The following is a 17,091-nucleotide window of genomic DNA, read 5'->3' on the forward strand; positions in this document are numbered from 1 at the left end:
TATCTCCTTAACCACGCTTCAGCAGTACTTGACCGCCATGAGTTACTAGAAGGGCTTTTTGAATTTCTTCTTCAGGATTGATAGCAAAGTTTTTCTCTGCATCAAATAAAGTATCTAAGAAGTTCAAGACATTTCGTGCATACAAAGCAGAAGCTTCAGTTGAAACCGTAGACGGAATGTTTGGAATCCCTAAAATGGTTACACCGTTGTCAGTCACAACATTTTCACCATTTTGAGAACCTTCAACGTTGCCGCCTGTTTCAACCGCCATATCAAGAATGACTGAGCCTGGTTTCATTTTGGCAACTGTTTCCGCCTTAATCAGACGTGGTGCATTACGACCTGGTAAAAGTGCAGTGGTAATCACGATGTCAGCATTTGATACAGCTTTGTCCACAATAATGGCTTGATCGCGGATATAGTCTTCACCCGGCATCCAGCCATAACCATTTTTCGCAGCATCGGCTGCTTTTTGCTGCTCTTCTGCTGACATAGGTACGTCTAACCATTTGCCACCCAAAGATTCCACCTGATCTTTCGCCGTCGGACGTAAATCCGTTGCTTCAACCACAGCACCCAAACGTTTTGCTGTCGCAATCGCTTGTAGACCTGCAACACCAACCCCCATGATCACGACACGTGCAGGTTTTACAGTACCCGCAGCCGTCATCAACATTGGGAACATGCGCTGGTACTCAGCCGCAGCAAGAAGCACTGACTTGTAACCGGACAAGTTAGCTTGTGAAGATAATACGTCCATGTTCTGCGCACGAGATAAAGTTCGTGGCAGTAGCTCCAAAGCAAATGCAGACACTTGTTGTGATGCAAATTGATCAAGCTCCGTATTACGGTACGGGTCAAACATGGCAATAACCGATGTATTTGGCGCAAGCTTTTGAATTTCAGCACCCTGAGGGGCACGTACTTTCAAAATCATTTGGCTACCGGTATAGGCATCATCTGTCAGCGTAGCACCGACTTGCTCATAAGCACTGTCGATATAAGCAGCTTTCACACCTGCTCTACGTTCAATCACTACACTATGACCAGCACTGATCAACTTTTTTACCGTTTCTGGCGTTGCGGCTACACGATTTTCACCGACGACAGTTTCGGCTGGAATTCCGATCTGCATGAGCGTCCCTCAAGCTAGTTTTTCTTAAAGTAAACATCACCGATTAAGCAATGCTTTCTCACAGGATGTTCTTATGAATTTTTGGATTCTAATGAAACTTTTTTAAAATACCACCCACTATTTATTTAATAAATACCCATATACTGAACTGGTGATTCATAAAAAATATTGGGTGATATTGCGTTTATTTGCTTTGAATCCGCTTAAAAATTGATTTATTTCTATTCAAATTCTGAACCACAGATCTTTACACACTAAAATCTACACTTTTTTTGCACAAAACCAAGTCCTTTAATTCCGCAGTATTGATCTTTTTGACCAATCCAAGAATATGAACCACCACGTTTAGATTAACCCGAACCCGTCATTCATCGAGCTTTACCATCTGTCGTCACGCAGACTTTGCAGACATTGACTTAAATGACAGTTTTGCCCCATTTGCAAAAGCTTCGAATTGGCCTGTCCCTATTTTTCATCGATCAAAAATGCCAATGCTCAAAATTTAGCTCAACTAAAACGCGTATTTGGAATGGATCATCTAAAAATACAAGGAGGGGTTGATCACGTTTAACTAGATCTGAAACGAGAAATAACCAACAAAAATGTTTTTTTCATATTTTATGGGATGATAATGGCGTGCATTGACGCACTAGCCTTAAGCAAAAATGCACCATAATTGAGCAAAAACACTTTAAATAGATGAATATTTCAACAATCAGCCCCAAATGCTTGGTATGCTTTATGAGTGAAAATGATCGAATGCAACAATTTCATACAAGATAGACGGGTGCGTTCAGAATTTTTTAAAGATTTTTATCATTTTTTGACAGGAAATTCGAAATATCATTATTTTTTGATTGTATTAGACGAAAATACTCTCCTGAGAACAGGTCATGCTATTTTCTATGTCTTCATCTTCGACTCATTTTTTATGCAGTCTTTTCTCGCCTGTTTTAGGCTTTTGACCCAGCTTCGTATACAATTTCTGAAACGATGCATCTATTTAGCTCAAACATGATGTAAACGTCTTTCTGAAAAAAATACTCCCTCATCAAAGGCTCATTATGAATACCTCTTTCGACATCAGTCGAGACAAATCTCTGCTCTGGCTGATGGCAATTGTCTGTGGCTTATGTGCAGGGGCAAACTATTATTGCCAGCCTTTGATTTCCTCTATTCAGCAAAGCTTTCAAGCGCCAGAAGAACAAGTGGCTTTGACCGTGACCTTTGCGCAAGTCTCCTATGCTTTGGGTTTACTGTTCATTGTGCCCTTAGGCGACATGCTGAACAAAGCCAAACTGATTCCATTCCTGATGTTTGGCGCATCTGCTGGACTGTTTATCTGTGCGACATCTACCAACTTATCGATGCTCTGGCTAGGCACCATTATTACAGGACTCTTTTCTGTCGCAGCACAAGTACTGATTCCTCTGGCCACGATGGCAGTCAAACCTGAAAAAACGGGAGAAGTGGTCGGTTTCCTCATGAGTGGCTTGTTGGTTGGGATCTTACTGTCGACCAGTGTGGCTGGATTACTCTCAGACTTATGGCACTGGAAAATGATTTATGTACTGAGTGGTATTACCATGTTTGCTTTGGCCCTTCTGATGAAAGGAAAACTGCCTCAACTACCAAAACTCAAAATCACCTATTTCGACATTTTCAAGTCTATGGGGAGTCTGCTGCAACAAGAGCCGCGTTTGGTGTTTCGCTCAATCACGGGTGGATTTGCTTTTGCTGCCATGAGTATGCTGTTTTCAACCATTGCCCTACTTTTAACCTCTGAGCCATTTCAACTTTCGGATGTTTTAGTCGGCGTGGTAACTTTGGTCGGCGTATTTGGCGCACTCTCCACTCAGTGGATTGGTAAATGGGCCGATCGCGGTTATACCCTGCTTTTGACTTGGGTCGGCTGCGGGACGTTAGCCCTCAGTTGGGTGTTCCTATATTTAGGCGGGAGCTCACTCATCAGCTACATCATCGGTTATGCACTGATTAACTTAGGGCTTGCAACTACACATAGTTGTAACCAAAACGTGATTTTCCGTTTACGCCCCGATGCGAAGTCTCGGGTGAACTCCATCTATATGACCTTATATTTTATTGGTGGCGCGTGTGGCTCGGCACTGGGTGTCTATGCATGGCATCACGGCGGCTGGAGCAGTACATGTTTAGTCGGTATTACACTGGTGATGATGGCGAGTGTCTTTGCTCTGCTGGATACCCTGTATAGCAAAAAACATGGTATTGCTTAACCCTTAAAAAGACAGTTGACTGAGTAAACTGTCTTTTGGTTTGGGCACTTCATTTTGAGCGCTAACTGACCTGAGCCACGGGGTAAAAAGGTTTACCCAAGTCGAGACTATCGGCATTTTCCAAAGCAATATACAAAAATGCGGGCAGCAAAGCCGATAAAATTTGACAGCCATCTTGTAGCTGCTTACGGTTTAATGAACTCTTATAGGTTGAACCGCCATGCATCAGCTGATTTCTCAAGGTATATAAACGGTTAAACAGTACCAGTAAAATATCAACCGAATGCTTCTGTTGTAGCGCTTTCGCGACTTTTTTCTTTTCTTGTTCAAGCTGAGCCTTACAAACCTCTAAACCAATTTTCTTATTTTGATAGTCCCAATAGCCTTGATAGGTGTATTGGTTGTCTAAGAGCATACGAATGGCTTGACTAAACTTGTCCCATAAAATGCTATAAATTCTATGATCGACATCATGCTGGCAAATTAAATGTAAGAACTGACGTAAACTCTGTTTGTCCTGACTTTGCCCCAAGTCTTGTGCATATATCGCATTGAAAGAAATCCAGAGGCTGATAAATTGCAAATCGGGATCATGATCGAGCAGGAATGCTTGCTTTAACCAACTCAGCCCACGATGTATTCTCAGATTAAACTCATCACTCTGTTGTATTTTTTTAGTTTTAAAAATTTCTTCTAAAAGCAACATCGGCTTTTCCTATACTTTATTCTTCTATATATTCAACATACTGAATGATTAAGCTAAATTCAATTTAATCCTGCTAGGACATAATGATTGATGAATCCCACAAGTTCAGTGTGAATGTTCTATCGAAAAAAACATTCTGTTTTCTATATTTCAATGTATCTAATGAATATTGGCTGCTCCTCTTACCATTAATTATAAGTTCTAAGGTTGATAAAAGCAGATAATACCTCTCAATGAATGTATTCCATTTTTGTGATAGTATTGCGTGCTATCGGAAATACCTGAATAAAAATGAAGCACCGAGTTTCATTTTTCGTCCACTCCCAAAGATCCTCCTATCGGTAATGAATGCATTTCAGCTCATTACATTGTGCTGTATCGTGCTCAATAAATGGATTGATGCTTTGGCTTTGCGACATCTGATTTTCATGTAATTTCCCACATATTTCTTTGCACCGCTTCCGCTCTAAGACATAGGTTGTTCACCATGTCTTTGCAGACAAAAGCTGATAAACACTGATCAAGAGCCTGATTTTTTAATGAATACTGACAAAACCATTGAAACCCCTCAATCTCCACGAATCAGTGTTGCCCCGATGATGGATTGGACACATAAATAAAATTAAAACATTACTATCAATAACTTAATTAAATATAAAAATATTGTGGTGTAAAATTGGTGTAGAAAACCCGAAAGTAAATTTTTTAACCATTTATTCGTTCAAATAATGACACTTCTTCCTTCTATTAATTATTCATAATTTAGTTCCAATTCATGGATTCTCTATATCAATCTTTATTGTTTACTGTATATCTTGAAACAATTTATTTTCTATTTTTTTCACCAAAAACTATGTTTATTTCTATTTTTACCACTAAAAACTATGTATGCTAGGTAAATGATAATTTAGTAGATCTAACTTTATGCAACCATTATATTTAACAATAGATGATCCACTTCACTCTCAAAATAGAATAAAAGAAGTTTTTGGGTTTGACTCGAAAATCTTGCTTGGAGTTATAGAAGATAGTTTTTCAGCTCGTAATGAAACAACAAATAATCATCCTAAAATTTATGGTGGTTATAGAAATTTTGCTGAAGGAACAGCTTTTTTAAGAGAACGCTTGTTATCAATGGGTTATTTAAAATATACCCAAGGAAACTCTGAATGGGTTCGTAATGAAAAGCTCGGAATCCTAATTAGTTTTATGACGGGAAATGCATGTGTTGGATTGAAAGGACAAGTTCCATCTAATACAGAGAGTTTGAGAACTGAAAAAGTTGCTCGAAACCGAAACCCTAAGGGGAGCATGTTTTCAAGAATCGCCAATGCCCAATTACATGGCGATATGCTAACAACCTACTCTACTACGGATACTTGGTGTTGGGTTCTAATGTATTATATTGATTATAAAAATAAAATAATCAGAAGTGAACTTTCATGTCCATCAAAACTTACTGAAAATGGTAAATTTTTTACAGAATACCATGAAAGAATTATTTTAAAAGAAATCAGTTTCGATCCCGAGTCTGAATTTGATACTATTCTTTCCCCTGCACCAACTCCCGCGCCAATTGATTTTGAAATCAAGCGCAAGAATGCTTAAGAGGCAATACTATGTTCAATATGGGTCGTTTCGATCTCGCTCGTCAACGCCGTGGTTTGACTAAGAGAGAATTGGCTCATCGATTAGAAGTAACCGATAGAACTGTTTCAAATTGGTACAGCAACCAAGAAGTTGATGAAAAAATTTTAGAAAAAGCTGCTGAAATTCTTGATTTTCCAATCAACTTCTTTTACGGACGTGAAGTAGAAAAGATTCAAGTTGAATCTGTAAGCTTCAGGGCCCTCACTAAGATGACAGCTAGAAAAAGGGATATGGCAATTAGCCAAACTATTTTAGCTGAAATGATTAGTGATTGGATTGATCAAAACTTTGAATTACCACTTCCTAACGTACCTGATTTACATGAATTAAGAAGTGATTTTTCAACTGCGACTATTGGTTCATTGGATGAGGCCGACGAAAATGATGTTAGATATTATCTTGAATATTCTTATCCTGAGGCATGTGCTGATACAGTAAGAAAAGCTTGGGGATTAGGCGAACAACCTATTCCCAACCTGATTGCACTTTTGGAATCTAAAGGTATTCGTGTTTTCTCTCTCACTGATGAAGCACAAGATGTAGATGCTTGTTGTAGATGGACAAGTGGCCGTCCTTTTATTTTTTTAAATACTTCCAGAACTGCTGAAAGGTGTAGATTTGACTTAGCTCACGAGCTAGGCCATTTAGTTATGCACAAACATGGGATAATTGAAGGAATTCACGTAGAACAAGAAGCAAATGCTTTTGCTTCTGCATTTCTAATGCCACGCAGAAGCTTACTAGCAAATCCTTTACGGATTCCATCCTTAAAAAGTATTTTGTCCAAAAAAGAAATATGGCAAGTTTCTGCTGCTGCTTTAACCTATCGTTATAATAAGTTGGGGATTATTACTGACTGGAATGCCACAAGTATCTATAAACAATTAGCCCAAAGAGGACGAAATAATGAGCCTAATCCCATCCCGCATGAATCATCTCTTTTGTTAGATAAAGTGTTCCAAGCTTTAGCCCAAGAAAACTTTGATTTATCTAAACTGACAAATGATTTATGTCTCAATCTAGTAGAGGTTAATAATCTTACTTTCAACTTAATCTCTAAATACCAAAATTTAGAGGCATTACGGCGTCGAAGTGAGTTAACAGTTTTGGATTAAAACAAATTTAAAAGAGAACATTTAAAGTTCTCTTTTTTTTCTTTAAGTACATGCTAGTTTCTGTAGGATTGAAACATTTGTACAGCCAAAATAAGCAATCAGGCTAGTTAGTAGTCCAAGCATTCGACAATTGCTCAGCCTGCTTCATGACCAGTTCAATCGCCTCAGCCGCTTTATCTGGTGGGTACTTCCAACGCTGCAAGGTACGACGAACCAGAATCTTAAGCTGAGCACGGACACTATCCCTAACCTGCCAATCAACCGTCGTTGATTTCCGTAGCTTCTCGGTAATTTCGCGTGCAATCTGCTTAAGCGTATCATCTCCAAGCTCTCTGACCGCACTTTCATTATTCGCTAAGGCATCGTAGAAAGCGATTTCATCTGAATTTAAACCAAGTGCAGCTTCACGCGCCATATCCGCCTGAAACTCTTTCGCCATTTGAATGAGTTCCTCAATGACCTGAGAAGTTTCAATCGCTCGGTTATTGTATTTTCTCAAGGTTTCCTGTAAACGGTCAGAGAAGCGTTTTTCCTGCACCACATTGTTTCGCGTCTTTGCCTTAATGCCATCATTCAGTAACTTTTCCAGCAGTTCAATTGCCAAGTTACGGTATGGCATCTGCCGTACATCTTCGAGAAACTCATCTGATAGCAAACCAATATTCGGTTTATCTAAACCACACATTGCAAAAACATCTGTTACCCCATCAGCAATAACAGCATTATCCAAAATCTGTTTTAGCGTACTGTCCTTTTCCGCTTGCGACAGTTTACGATCTACAGAGGTATGCTTGCTAATGACTGCTTTAATGGCTGAGTAAAAGGCAATTTCTTTGTGCAGGTTCTTCGCTTCATCTAAGGTGCTACATAAAGAGAAGGCTTTATTAATTGCCAGGACTAAATCAAGGAAACGCTTTTTACCATCCTTGAAACTCAACACATAGTTGGCTGCTGGGATGATCAGTCGATGTGCCTGAGTTTCGTAAGCACTTAAATTCATGCCTACCTGTTCATTGGTTTTGGCAAACATTCCCCGTATCGCATCCATCTTTTCAGCAAGAACTGCATAGGCTTCTTCTGCACGTAAAGTCGGCTCACCTTTACCTTTGGCATCAGTATAAGTTTTTAAAGCCTGCTTCAATTCATTGGCAATGCCGATATAGTCGACAACTAGACCACCCTGCTTATCTTTAAATACCCGGTTCACGCGTGCAATTGCCTGCATGAGGTTATGGCCTTTCATTGGCTTATCGATATACATGGTGTGCGTACACGGTGCATCAAAACCTGTAAGCCACATATCGCGCACAATCACTAACTGCAAAGGATCTTTTACATCCTTAAAGCGTTTCTCAAGACGTTTTTTGACTTGCTTGATGTAAATGTGTGGCTGTAACAATGGTTTATCTGAAGCTGAACCCGTCATCACAATTTTGATTTTGCCTTTTTCAGGATCAGTGTCATGCCAATCTGGGCGTAGAGCAATAATTTCATTATACAAATGCACACAGATTTCGCGGCTCATGGTCACAATCATGCCTTTACCTGCCGTCGCTTCAGTACGGGCTTCAAAATGTGCGACTAAATCCGCAGCAATCTGTTTCAGCCGTGGTGTGGCACCCACCAGCTTTTCTAGTCGGCTCCACTCACTCTTGGTCTTTTCCCTGTTACCGACATCTTCTTCATCTTCTACAACCTCATCGACTTGATCAGACAAATCTTCAATTTCAGTCTGATTGATGTCCAGCTTTGCCAAGCGTGATTCGTAGTAGATTGGGACGGTTGCACCATCATCGACGGCATCCTGAATGTCATAGATGGAAACATAGTCGCCAAAGACAGCTCTGGTGTCTTTATCCTCACTCGAAATCGGAGTTCCAGTAAAGCCAATAAAAGCAGCATTCTTTAAAGCATCGCGCATGTGCTTGGCATAGCCGAACTTGTATGTGCCATCATTACCTAGTTTTGCTTTCAAACCATATTGGCTACGATGTGCTTCATCTGACATCACCACAATATTGTGGCGTCCATTTAATAATGGATGCTCAGTCTCACCTTCCAGTAATGCAAACTTTTGTACCGTGGTAAAGATAATGCCACCAGACTCACGCTCAGCTAAAAACTTTCTCAGCTCATCACGGTTATTGGCTTGTACTGGCGTTTGTTTTAATAATTCTTGAGCATTACTAAAGGTTTCAAAGAGCTGTCCATCTAAGTCATTACGGTCAGTCACGATCAACAAAGTTGGGTTGTGCATGGCAGACTGCTGTAATAGTTTACCTGCATAACAACACATGGAAATACTTTTACCCGAACCTTGGGTATGCCAAACGACGCCTGCTTTTTTGTCCCCTGTCGGATTGGCTGCTGCAATGGTCGCTTGTACCGCTTCCCTAACCGCATGGAACTGATGATAGCCTGCAATTTTTTTAATGGTCTTTTCGCCATCTGTTTCAAATAACACAAAGAATCGAATGTAATCTAAAAACAATTCTCGGTCAAAGAAGCCCCGAACAACTGTTTCTAGCTCCCACTCTAAAGCAGGTTTATCATCTTCATTCTTGATGGTACGCCACGGTAAAAAGCGTTCCTGATTCGCCGTCAGTGAACCGACACGTGCTGTTACACCATCACTGACTACCAAAGCTTCATTAAAGACAAACAGATCGGAGATTTCTTCTTTGTAGGTTTGCAGCTGGTTAAAGGCATCCCAGATATCTGCATTTTCATCGGTTGGGCTTTTTAGCTCCAACACGGCAAACGGAATACCATTGATAAAACAGATGATGTCAGGGCGTCGAGGTTGTTTAGTGCCTAGAATCGTAAATTGATTGACCGCAACAAAACGGTTTTGATGCACATGATTAAAGTCCACTAAGAAAGCATGGTCATGTACCCAATCATCTTGTTTCTTATAGGTGACAGGTACACCTTCCAATAACATACGATGGAATGCACGGTTATTGGTCACCAAATCCAGACTTTCAGGTTTGCTTAGTTTCAGTAACACTTGCTCAAAGCAACTGGCAGGCAAATGTGGATTCAAACGTTCAAAAGCTGCCTTTAAATCAGCTTCCAATAAGATCTGTTTATAGTCTTTGCGTAAAGGATTACTGCTATCAAGTGCAATATCAATACCATGAACGACTTCCCAACCATTTTCGGTGAACCAATCAAGGCAAAGGTTTTCAAGTTGTGTTTCGTTCATTTTATACTTCCGAAGTAGAACTGATGTTGCTTGTATCTTCACCTACACTTTTAAGCAGACCAATAAACTGTTCTCTATCTGCACTTAATTTTGTGATAATTCTTTTGGCTGCAATTTGCATTTCAGGAACTTCTACAGGTGAAGAACCACGTTCAAAAACACCACACAAATGTGAATATTCATTATTGATTCTATCTGTCAAAAGAGCAGGAATATTATCCCCATCAAAAAATAAATTTAAGGTTTCTTCTGTCATGCCTTTATCGGGGTATTTGTAATACAAGTAAATTTCAAAAAATTTTCGAGCATTGTTTCCAAAATTATAAAAAGTTATATAATTTGAATCATCAATAACCTCAATAACAGAACACTTATAAAGTTGATGGAATAAATAGTTAAATTCTGTCACATATTCTTTAAGATATTTGGGCATGATACTAATCTTAGAAGTATCATTCACCCTTGCAATCAAAAAGTACTCTTTTTGATAATTCTGAGTTTTTCCACTCGCATTTAAAAATTTCCCATCAACTTTTTTTAAATATTTTAGAAAGTCTAAATTATGTGTAGAAATAAATAGTTGACCAAAAATATGGTTATTAACAATTTTCTCATTAATCAGACTATAAATGAAGAAAATATGATTACTATCTAAGCTAGAAATCGGATCATCAATCCAAACAATTGGCTTTGAACCTTTAGTATCAATATCATCTAATTTTGCCATAAAATAGCAAAAAGCAAGTAAACTGCATTCCCCTTCGCTTAAATGATATGCTTTTTTATCATCTCTAATAACTTCAAATCTCACTCCACTTTCATTTGTTATTGGTTGCAAAGATAAATAATGATGTCCAAAGAAATTCTTTAATAATTCATTAACTTTATCTGCACCTTTTTCTTCATCTAGAAGTTCTGCTTTTTTAGTTTTAATAAGTTGCTCTTTTTGTCTGATAATTTCATCCATAGATATCTTTTTATTTTCATTTTCAACAACTTTGACACGCAAGGCTTCAATATTAGTGCCTTGATCTTGATATTTAATAATTTCTAAAAAATTAGAGACCTCATTTAAACGTAATTTATCTTTAGCATTTTTTTGTTCACTTAATAACTTCTTGCTAAATTCAGTCGATTCTTTCTTAATATTTAGGTATGAAGTCCATATTACTTGTAACTTTTCAACATTTTTATTAGGGTTAATGAAATCTTTTTCATTAAGAATGTTCGCTTTCCGTTCTTTTAGTTGATCAATTAAACCATCTAAAATTAAATCGTATTCTCTAATTATTTCTTCCAATTCTGTTTGAATAATATCAAGTCTTTTATGAAATTTTGAATAAAATTTTGATTTATCAATTTTTAATAAAGAGAAACTTTTCTTCTCTGATTCAATATCTTTAATGAGACTATCTATATCATCTTCTAAGATTTTAGATTCTTTATCAAAATGCTGGTCTAATTCCTTCCACCTCTCCTCACTTATAAAAGTTCCACAAAAAGCGCAATTACTTAGTTTATCTTTATGATAAGATCTACCCTCATTAACCCAACGATTCAAAATTGCATTTTTAACCAATTCTTCAATCTTATTAGATGAGCTAATTTTTTTCGTAACGAGATTGTCAGTTTTTTCAACAAAATTAGATAATCTAATTTTAGGAAGATCAATTATAGAATAATCATCTAATGCTTTTTCTAAACTCAGCTTTGTAAACTGTTCAATTTCTTCTAAAGATAACTCTTTATACGACTCAGACAATACATCTCTAATATCATTACTAAGTTTCTGAACATTATAGTTTTGATCACCAAATCTTTCAGATTGATATTTTATTCCAATTTTTCTATCTGTTGCTTTATCACTTAACTGCTTATCTAATGCTCTTTTAGCATTATCCCAAACTATTTTAGCATCATTGTAACTGCTGATTGCTTGAACCCTTTTAGCATACAATCCTGTTTCTTGGCCCTGTTCCTTTTTCCCAAGCTCATCTTCAATGGTCTGAATTTCGGCTTCAACAATATTATTGTTCTCACCTAAAATAGCAAATGATCGAATGTCATCATCTTGATGCACAATAAATTTTAAATTTTCTTTAATAAAGTCTTCATTAAAAACTCTAATTTTCTTCCCATGAGATGTTAGGTTGTTTTGCGTTACTTCTTTATCAGAAAACTTCACACAAAATTCTGGATTGTTATATTTATCCGATATCCTCCCCATCTCTAGTGCTCTAATTATTCGAGATAAAGATGTCTTTCCAGAATAATTTCGCCCATAAATTATATTGATGTCTTTAAAGGTATCAGCAGCTCCCCCATTATTCCTAACATTAGCATCCCATTCAAAACCTTTAAAAACCGCAAGGTTGCCGATACTTTTAATTTTCTTAATCATCAATACTACCCATATTTTTATTCAAAGAAATCTCACCCGACATCAATTTCGGCAATAAAGTATCTCTTAAATTAATTAAACTCTGATTTTCTTTTGCTTTTGAGGTAATTTCATCATATAGCGTTTTGACCGTTTTAGTATAAGAGACAACCACTTTGTCATCTGGGCAAACAAAGCTTATTTCTCTGAAATTTTTCTTACTAATTTCCTGAAATGTCGTACCTGATGCTCGGCCTTTTATCTCAGCCATATTAGCTTCACACCACTGAATTAAATATTCAGCTGAATATTTCATATTTGGTAAAATTGCTATATAGCCTTGATTAATAGCTACTTCAATTTTCGATAGAGCCAAATACCCAACTGGCGCACGTGAAGACATTAAAACAGTATCTTTAGGCAATAATCCTGAACTGATCTTTTTCAGTCCGGCATCAGTTATTTTTCTTTCTGTATTTAACAGAATTTTATCAGTTAAATTTGATAAGTCTTTAGGTGTTGTCCAATAGTGAATACCATCGTCCCAAAAATCAACATTCTTAGTTGAAGGTGTCCCTCCTCCAACTGTTTGAACTTGTTCTCCAACCGTCGAAACTTCCCACCCCTTCGGCACTTCCCCTAACTCACTTTCTACCAACCCATCAGGAAACAGTGCAGCAGTCGCCCGTAACGCAGCAAAATCATCTTCAGCCATTTGCTGAAGTTCAATTTCACTTTTTCCGCTAATGGCACACATCGCAGCAAGCTCAGCGTCTTTTCCTTCCTGCTTAGCAGCAATTTTGGCACGGACAGGGTCGAAGTCGACAAACCAACTTTTAAAGAGGGCTTGGGCGATAGATTCGAGGGTTTGGTTGATTTGGTTGTTGATGTAAATTTTGTCATCTAGGTCGGAAAGGATTTTGGCTATTTTTCTCTGTTCTCCCAATGATGGAAGTTTAATTTCTATATTTTTTAATGATGTTAAAGGCTGCCCAATTCCAGGCGTACCAACTTGAGAAGCATTCTTTAATAACTCATAACGTCCTTGATGAGATTTAAAAAAATAGTAAATAAATTCGCTATCAGCAATATTTGGATTACAGCGAAGCTTCATTAAACTTGAAGACATCATGTATTGATGAAACTGATTATCAACTAATCCAACCTCACCAATAGAACCTCGGTGTGGAAATACTAAATCACCGTTACTCACACAGCAATTTTCTAATTGTTTTGCTAACTGTTCTGAAATAAAAACCCAATCACCTGAAAATTTCTTACTGCCAGTAAGATTAGTTCCTCTAATGACAGGAACACCACTTTCGACATAAGCATCACTTTTCATTCTTGAACCGAATGGACCTATCGTTATTTTGTCAGCTATGTCTTCAATTCTGTATGTATTCCAAACGGTACTCACACCTCACCCCCAAATTCTTTCTTAATCATCCAATAGCCACGTGTTCCACCCACACGCTCAAGCCAACATGCATCTTTTAAATGATTCAGATGCTTTTTCACTGCTGACTCATTGATTCCCAACTGTTCGGCCATAGCACGATAGGAAACTTTTGGGTTCTGTTGAATTAAAACTAAAATCTGTTTTTGCCGATCTGTCAGCATATCCTCTTGGATTGAGCCACCAATTGAGCCACCAATTGAGCCACCTAATTGCTCAATCGAAGGACGATAAAACTCCCAATCGACAAAATCCCCTTGTGCTTTCAGTTGAGGTTCTGCATTGCCTGCCTGTAAACAAAGGTCTTTGATACGAGCAATACCACTGCCCCACTGTTCGATATAACCCAGCTCTTTAAACACACGAGCCAAGACACGGTTACGAATCTCTGAACGACCTTGTGCCAAGTCCTCTTCAGTCAGTCCATTTGGCAATCCACCTGGAGAAACAATATTCAGGATGTCATCATAGATACCGACCTTAATGTCACGCCCTGCATTGCTATAGTCACGGTGCAACACTGCATTAACCAAGGCTTCACGAATCGCCGGGATTGGGATTTCAAAACTTTCTGTACGTTGTAACCCTAAAATTTCAGCACGTAGGTGCAGATGATTCTTGATGAATTGCTCGGTCTGCTTCAGCTGGCTAAACAGATCTCCACGGTATTCTTTCTTGTCCAGAAACACCGTCATAGTCGTGCCTTTAAAGCGGCTGCATTTAATCTCAACATGCTCATAAAGCCCCAACAAAATGAGCAGCCCATGACTTGGATAATCCTGTCCATTCTGCTGAATGATCAATTTGAGATTCCGCATCTTCTGCAAAGATAGCTCTTTACCCACCTCAGCAAAGGCCTGCTGTAAAGGCTGTAAATCGATGTCATCTAAACTGTATTGCGGATTCGGCTGTTCATCAAAAGTCTGGTTCAGACGCTGCAATTCGAGTTGCTGGATATACTCAGGCGATGCCACACGATTGCTTGCGCCTAAACGGATATAAGTCCCCTGTGCCTTGCCTTGCGGCTTGAGATAATAAGGCAATAATGAACCGCGGCTGACTTCAATCACCAGCAACTCTATGCCTTGGATATTCTCGATATAGATATACGGCAGAATATTGGGCGCACACAGTTCATTGATCATCGAAGTGATCTGATCTTGTAACTCAAAAATATCATCTTGAATACCTACGAGTTGGCGATCATCACTTACACCAACTACCAGCTTACCACCACTGGTATTGGCAAAAGCAATCAGGGTCTTTGCCACCTGTTGCCCTTTCGGTAACTGCTCTTTAAATTCAAGAGTTTGACTTTCACCCTTCTGAATTTCTTGCAATAAAGGATGATCAGAACTCATAGCCCAAGCCCTTTAGATTCTTTTTAATCTCACTTTCCAAGACCGCACTTTCAGCAAATTGCTCTTTGAGCTGAGCAGTCAAACGTAACATTTTCTCAGCGAATGGCTCGCCATCATCTTCCTGCTCGACTGCACCCACATAACGTCCCGGAGTCAGTACGTAGTCATGCTTCTGAATATCTTTTAACTCAGCAGAGAAGCAAAAACCTTTCTCATCTTGATACGCTTCGCCTTCAAAATTTTCACCTTGTTGCCAAGCATGTAAAGCATTGGTGATTTTAGCAATATCTGCATCGGTAAAGTCACGCAGTACGCGATCTTTCATATAGCCCAAATTACGGGCATCGATGAACAGAGTCTTGCCTTCACGATTGGCTTTCTTTTTATCTAAAGACAAGCCATTCTTTTTGTCCTTGGTTAGAAACCAGATACAGGCTGGAATTTGCGTGTTGGTGAACAGTTGTCCTGGTAATGCGACAATACATTCCACCAGATCGGCTTCGATCAAGTTTTTACGGATCTCACCTTCATTGTTGGTATTGGAACTCATCGAACCATTGGCAAGTAACAATGCCATACTGCCCGTAGGTGATAGATGGTGCAGCATGTGCTGCATCCAAGCAAAGTTGGCATTACCTTGCGGTGGCGTGCCGTATTTCCAACGCACATCATTTTCTAAAGAAGCATGCCACCAATCCTTGATGTTAAAAGGTGGGTTAGCCATGACAAAATCGGCACGCAAGTCTGGATGCTGATCCTCTAAAAAGCTGTCTGCATTCTTTTTACCGAAATTAAAATCAATCCCGCGAATCGCCATGTTCATGGCTGCCAGTTTCCATGTGGTCGGGTTGCTCTCCTGACCATAGATAGAAATATGCTTTTTCTGTTCAGACGCTTTGTAACGCTTTTCCTGTGCATGTTGTTCAATGAACTTTTCACTAGATACAAAGAATCCGCCTGACCCCATTGCTGGGTCATATACGCGCCCTTTATAAGGCTGTAACATTTCAACAATTAAGGTAACAATACTTTTAGGTGTGTAATATTGCCCACCCTGCTTGCCTTCAGCTAAGGCAAATTGTCCTAAAAAGTATTCATAGACATGTCCAAGAATATCTTTACTGTGCAGATTTAGTTTTTCACCGTTGTATTCAGGCTGAGTGAAACTGGTATCAGAGAAGGTATTAATCAGATCTAGTAACTTATCATTATCTAATTGATACTGTCCGATGCGATTCAGAATACCTTTCAGTTTTGGATTGGCTTTTTCAATTTTATCAAAGGCATTATCAATCAACCAAGATACAGAGCGTAACTTCACGTCCTGTCCTTGTTCATCTTGCCAAATGATTGAGCCAATTGGTAAAGCTGCTGCATCACGGATATTTGACCAGCGGCCTGCTTTTGGCACCCAAAATACGTTTTTTTCTTGGTAGTAATCCAGTATTTCTAGTTCATCAGCAATAGACTGTTGGTATTCTTCTTCGCTGTCGTACTGATCACGCGGCATGTAATAGATGTTGTGATCGTCTTTTTGTGCAAACAATTCTTTGAGTTCAGATTGCCGTTCATCAAAAGCATCTGATACGTACTTTAAGAAAATCAGTCCTAAAACAATATGCTTGTAGTTAGCGGCATCCAGACTGCTGCGTAATTTATCGGCGGCTTTCCAAAGCTTGTCATCTAAGTCATTTAGAAACTTTTGTTCCAATGAATGCATTTTATTTCCTCAATCCAAGATCAACCGCTTTGGTTTTATACTTAATGTTAAACAATGTTGCTAAGTTAGCATATCAATGACCTATTAAAAGTCATGCACTTA

10 protein-coding genes are annotated in these 17,091 nt (G+C 38.6%); 3 read left to right on the plus strand and 7 right to left on the minus strand.

Annotated elements, in window-relative coordinates; translation table 11 throughout:
* Nucleotides 1-7: 7 nt before the first annotated feature.
* Entirely contained in the window at nt 8-1,135 is a 1,128-nt protein-coding gene (locus F986_RS03760; protein WP_004692333.1) for an NAD(P) transhydrogenase subunit alpha, read from the minus strand.
* Nucleotides 1,136-2,199: 1,064 nt separating this feature from the next.
* Here F986_RS03760 and F986_RS03765 point away from each other — a divergent pair.
* Nucleotides 2,200-3,390 carry an MFS transporter gene (locus F986_RS03765; RefSeq protein ID WP_004692335.1) on the plus strand — a complete coding sequence of 397 codons (1,191 nt, stop codon included), beginning with the start codon at nt 2,200-2,202 and terminating at the stop codon, nt 3,388-3,390.
* A gap of 61 nt (nt 3,391-3,451) precedes the next feature.
* Here the strand turns inward: F986_RS03765 and F986_RS03770 are convergent, their stop codons facing one another.
* A complete protein-coding gene (locus F986_RS03770; RefSeq protein ID WP_004692336.1) occupies nt 3,452-4,096 on the minus strand; it encodes a HEPN domain-containing protein in 645 nt (214 codons plus the stop codon).
* A 924-nt stretch (nt 4,097-5,020) separates the two neighbouring features.
* Here F986_RS03770 and F986_RS03775 point away from each other — a divergent pair.
* Both F986_RS03775 and F986_RS03780 read left to right on the plus strand, forming a co-directional pair.
* On the plus strand, nt 5,021-5,704 hold the full coding sequence (locus F986_RS03775; RefSeq protein ID WP_004692338.1) for a hypothetical protein: 684 nt from the start codon (nt 5,021-5,023) through the stop codon (nt 5,702-5,704).
* Nucleotides 5,705-5,715: 11 nt separating this feature from the next.
* Nucleotides 5,716-6,861, plus strand: coding sequence for a helix-turn-helix domain-containing protein (locus F986_RS03780; RefSeq protein WP_004692340.1), 1,146 nt, complete (start codon nt 5,716-5,718; stop codon nt 6,859-6,861).
* Between the two features lie 103 nt (nt 6,862-6,964).
* Here F986_RS03780 and F986_RS03785 read toward each other — a convergent pair whose 3' ends face one another.
* Genes F986_RS03785 through F986_RS03805 form a run of 5 tightly spaced genes read right to left on the minus strand, consistent with a single transcriptional unit; the run spans nt 6,965 to nt 16,989 of the window.
* Complete coding sequence (locus tag F986_RS03785; RefSeq protein ID WP_004692341.1) at nt 6,965-10,069, minus strand: type I restriction endonuclease subunit R; 3,105 nt, start codon at nt 10,067-10,069, stop codon at nt 6,965-6,967.
* A gap of 1 nt (nt 10,070) precedes the next feature.
* Nucleotides 10,071-12,470 carry an AAA family ATPase gene (locus F986_RS03790; RefSeq protein ID WP_004692342.1) on the minus strand — a complete coding sequence of 800 codons (2,400 nt, stop codon included), beginning with the start codon at nt 12,468-12,470 and terminating at the stop codon, nt 10,071-10,073.
* Nucleotides 12,463-13,869, minus strand: a complete 1,407-nt coding sequence (locus F986_RS03795; RefSeq protein ID WP_017396873.1) for a restriction endonuclease subunit S — start codon at nt 13,867-13,869, stop codon at nt 12,463-12,465. The genes F986_RS03790 and F986_RS03795 overlap by 8 nt, the downstream gene beginning before the upstream one ends.
* Nucleotides 13,866-15,269, minus strand: a complete 1,404-nt coding sequence (locus tag F986_RS03800; RefSeq protein WP_004692345.1) for an AlbA family DNA-binding domain-containing protein — start codon at nt 15,267-15,269, stop codon at nt 13,866-13,868. Before F986_RS03800 ends, F986_RS03795 begins: the two co-directional genes overlap by 4 nt.
* Nucleotides 15,259-16,989 carry a class I SAM-dependent DNA methyltransferase gene (locus tag F986_RS03805; protein WP_004692347.1) on the minus strand — a complete coding sequence of 577 codons (1,731 nt, stop codon included), beginning with the start codon at nt 16,987-16,989 and terminating at the stop codon, nt 15,259-15,261. The genes F986_RS03800 and F986_RS03805 overlap by 11 nt, the downstream gene beginning before the upstream one ends.
* Between the last annotated feature and the right edge of the window lie 102 nt (nt 16,990-17,091).

Source organism: Acinetobacter johnsonii CIP 64.6, from assembly GCF_000368045.1.
Classification (GTDB): domain Bacteria; phylum Pseudomonadota; class Gammaproteobacteria; order Pseudomonadales; family Moraxellaceae; genus Acinetobacter; species Acinetobacter johnsonii.

Excerpts from the sequence above, each read along its gene's own strand:
- F986_RS03760 (WP_004692333.1), bottom strand. The coding sequence starts at position 1,135 with ATGCAGATCGGAATTCCAGCCGAAACTGTCGTCGGTGAAAATCGTGTA.
- F986_RS03765 (WP_004692335.1), top strand. The coding sequence starts at position 2,200 with ATGAATACCTCTTTCGACATCAGTCGAGACAAATCTCTGCTCTGGCTG.
- F986_RS03770 (WP_004692336.1), bottom strand. The coding sequence starts at position 4,096 with ATGTTGCTTTTAGAAGAAATTTTTAAAACTAAAAAAATACAACAGAGT.
- F986_RS03775 (WP_004692338.1), top strand. The coding sequence starts at position 5,021 with ATGCAACCATTATATTTAACAATAGATGATCCACTTCACTCTCAAAAT.
- F986_RS03780 (WP_004692340.1), top strand. The coding sequence starts at position 5,716 with ATGTTCAATATGGGTCGTTTCGATCTCGCTCGTCAACGCCGTGGTTTG.
- F986_RS03785 (WP_004692341.1), bottom strand. The coding sequence starts at position 10,069 with ATGAACGAAACACAACTTGAAAACCTTTGCCTTGATTGGTTCACCGAA.
- F986_RS03790 (WP_004692342.1), bottom strand. The coding sequence starts at position 12,470 with ATGATTAAGAAAATTAAAAGTATCGGCAACCTTGCGGTTTTTAAAGGT.
- F986_RS03800 (WP_004692345.1), bottom strand. The coding sequence starts at position 15,269 with ATGAGTTCTGATCATCCTTTATTGCAAGAAATTCAGAAGGGTGAAAGT.
- F986_RS03805 (WP_004692347.1), bottom strand. The coding sequence starts at position 16,989 with ATGCATTCATTGGAACAAAAGTTTCTAAATGACTTAGATGACAAGCTT.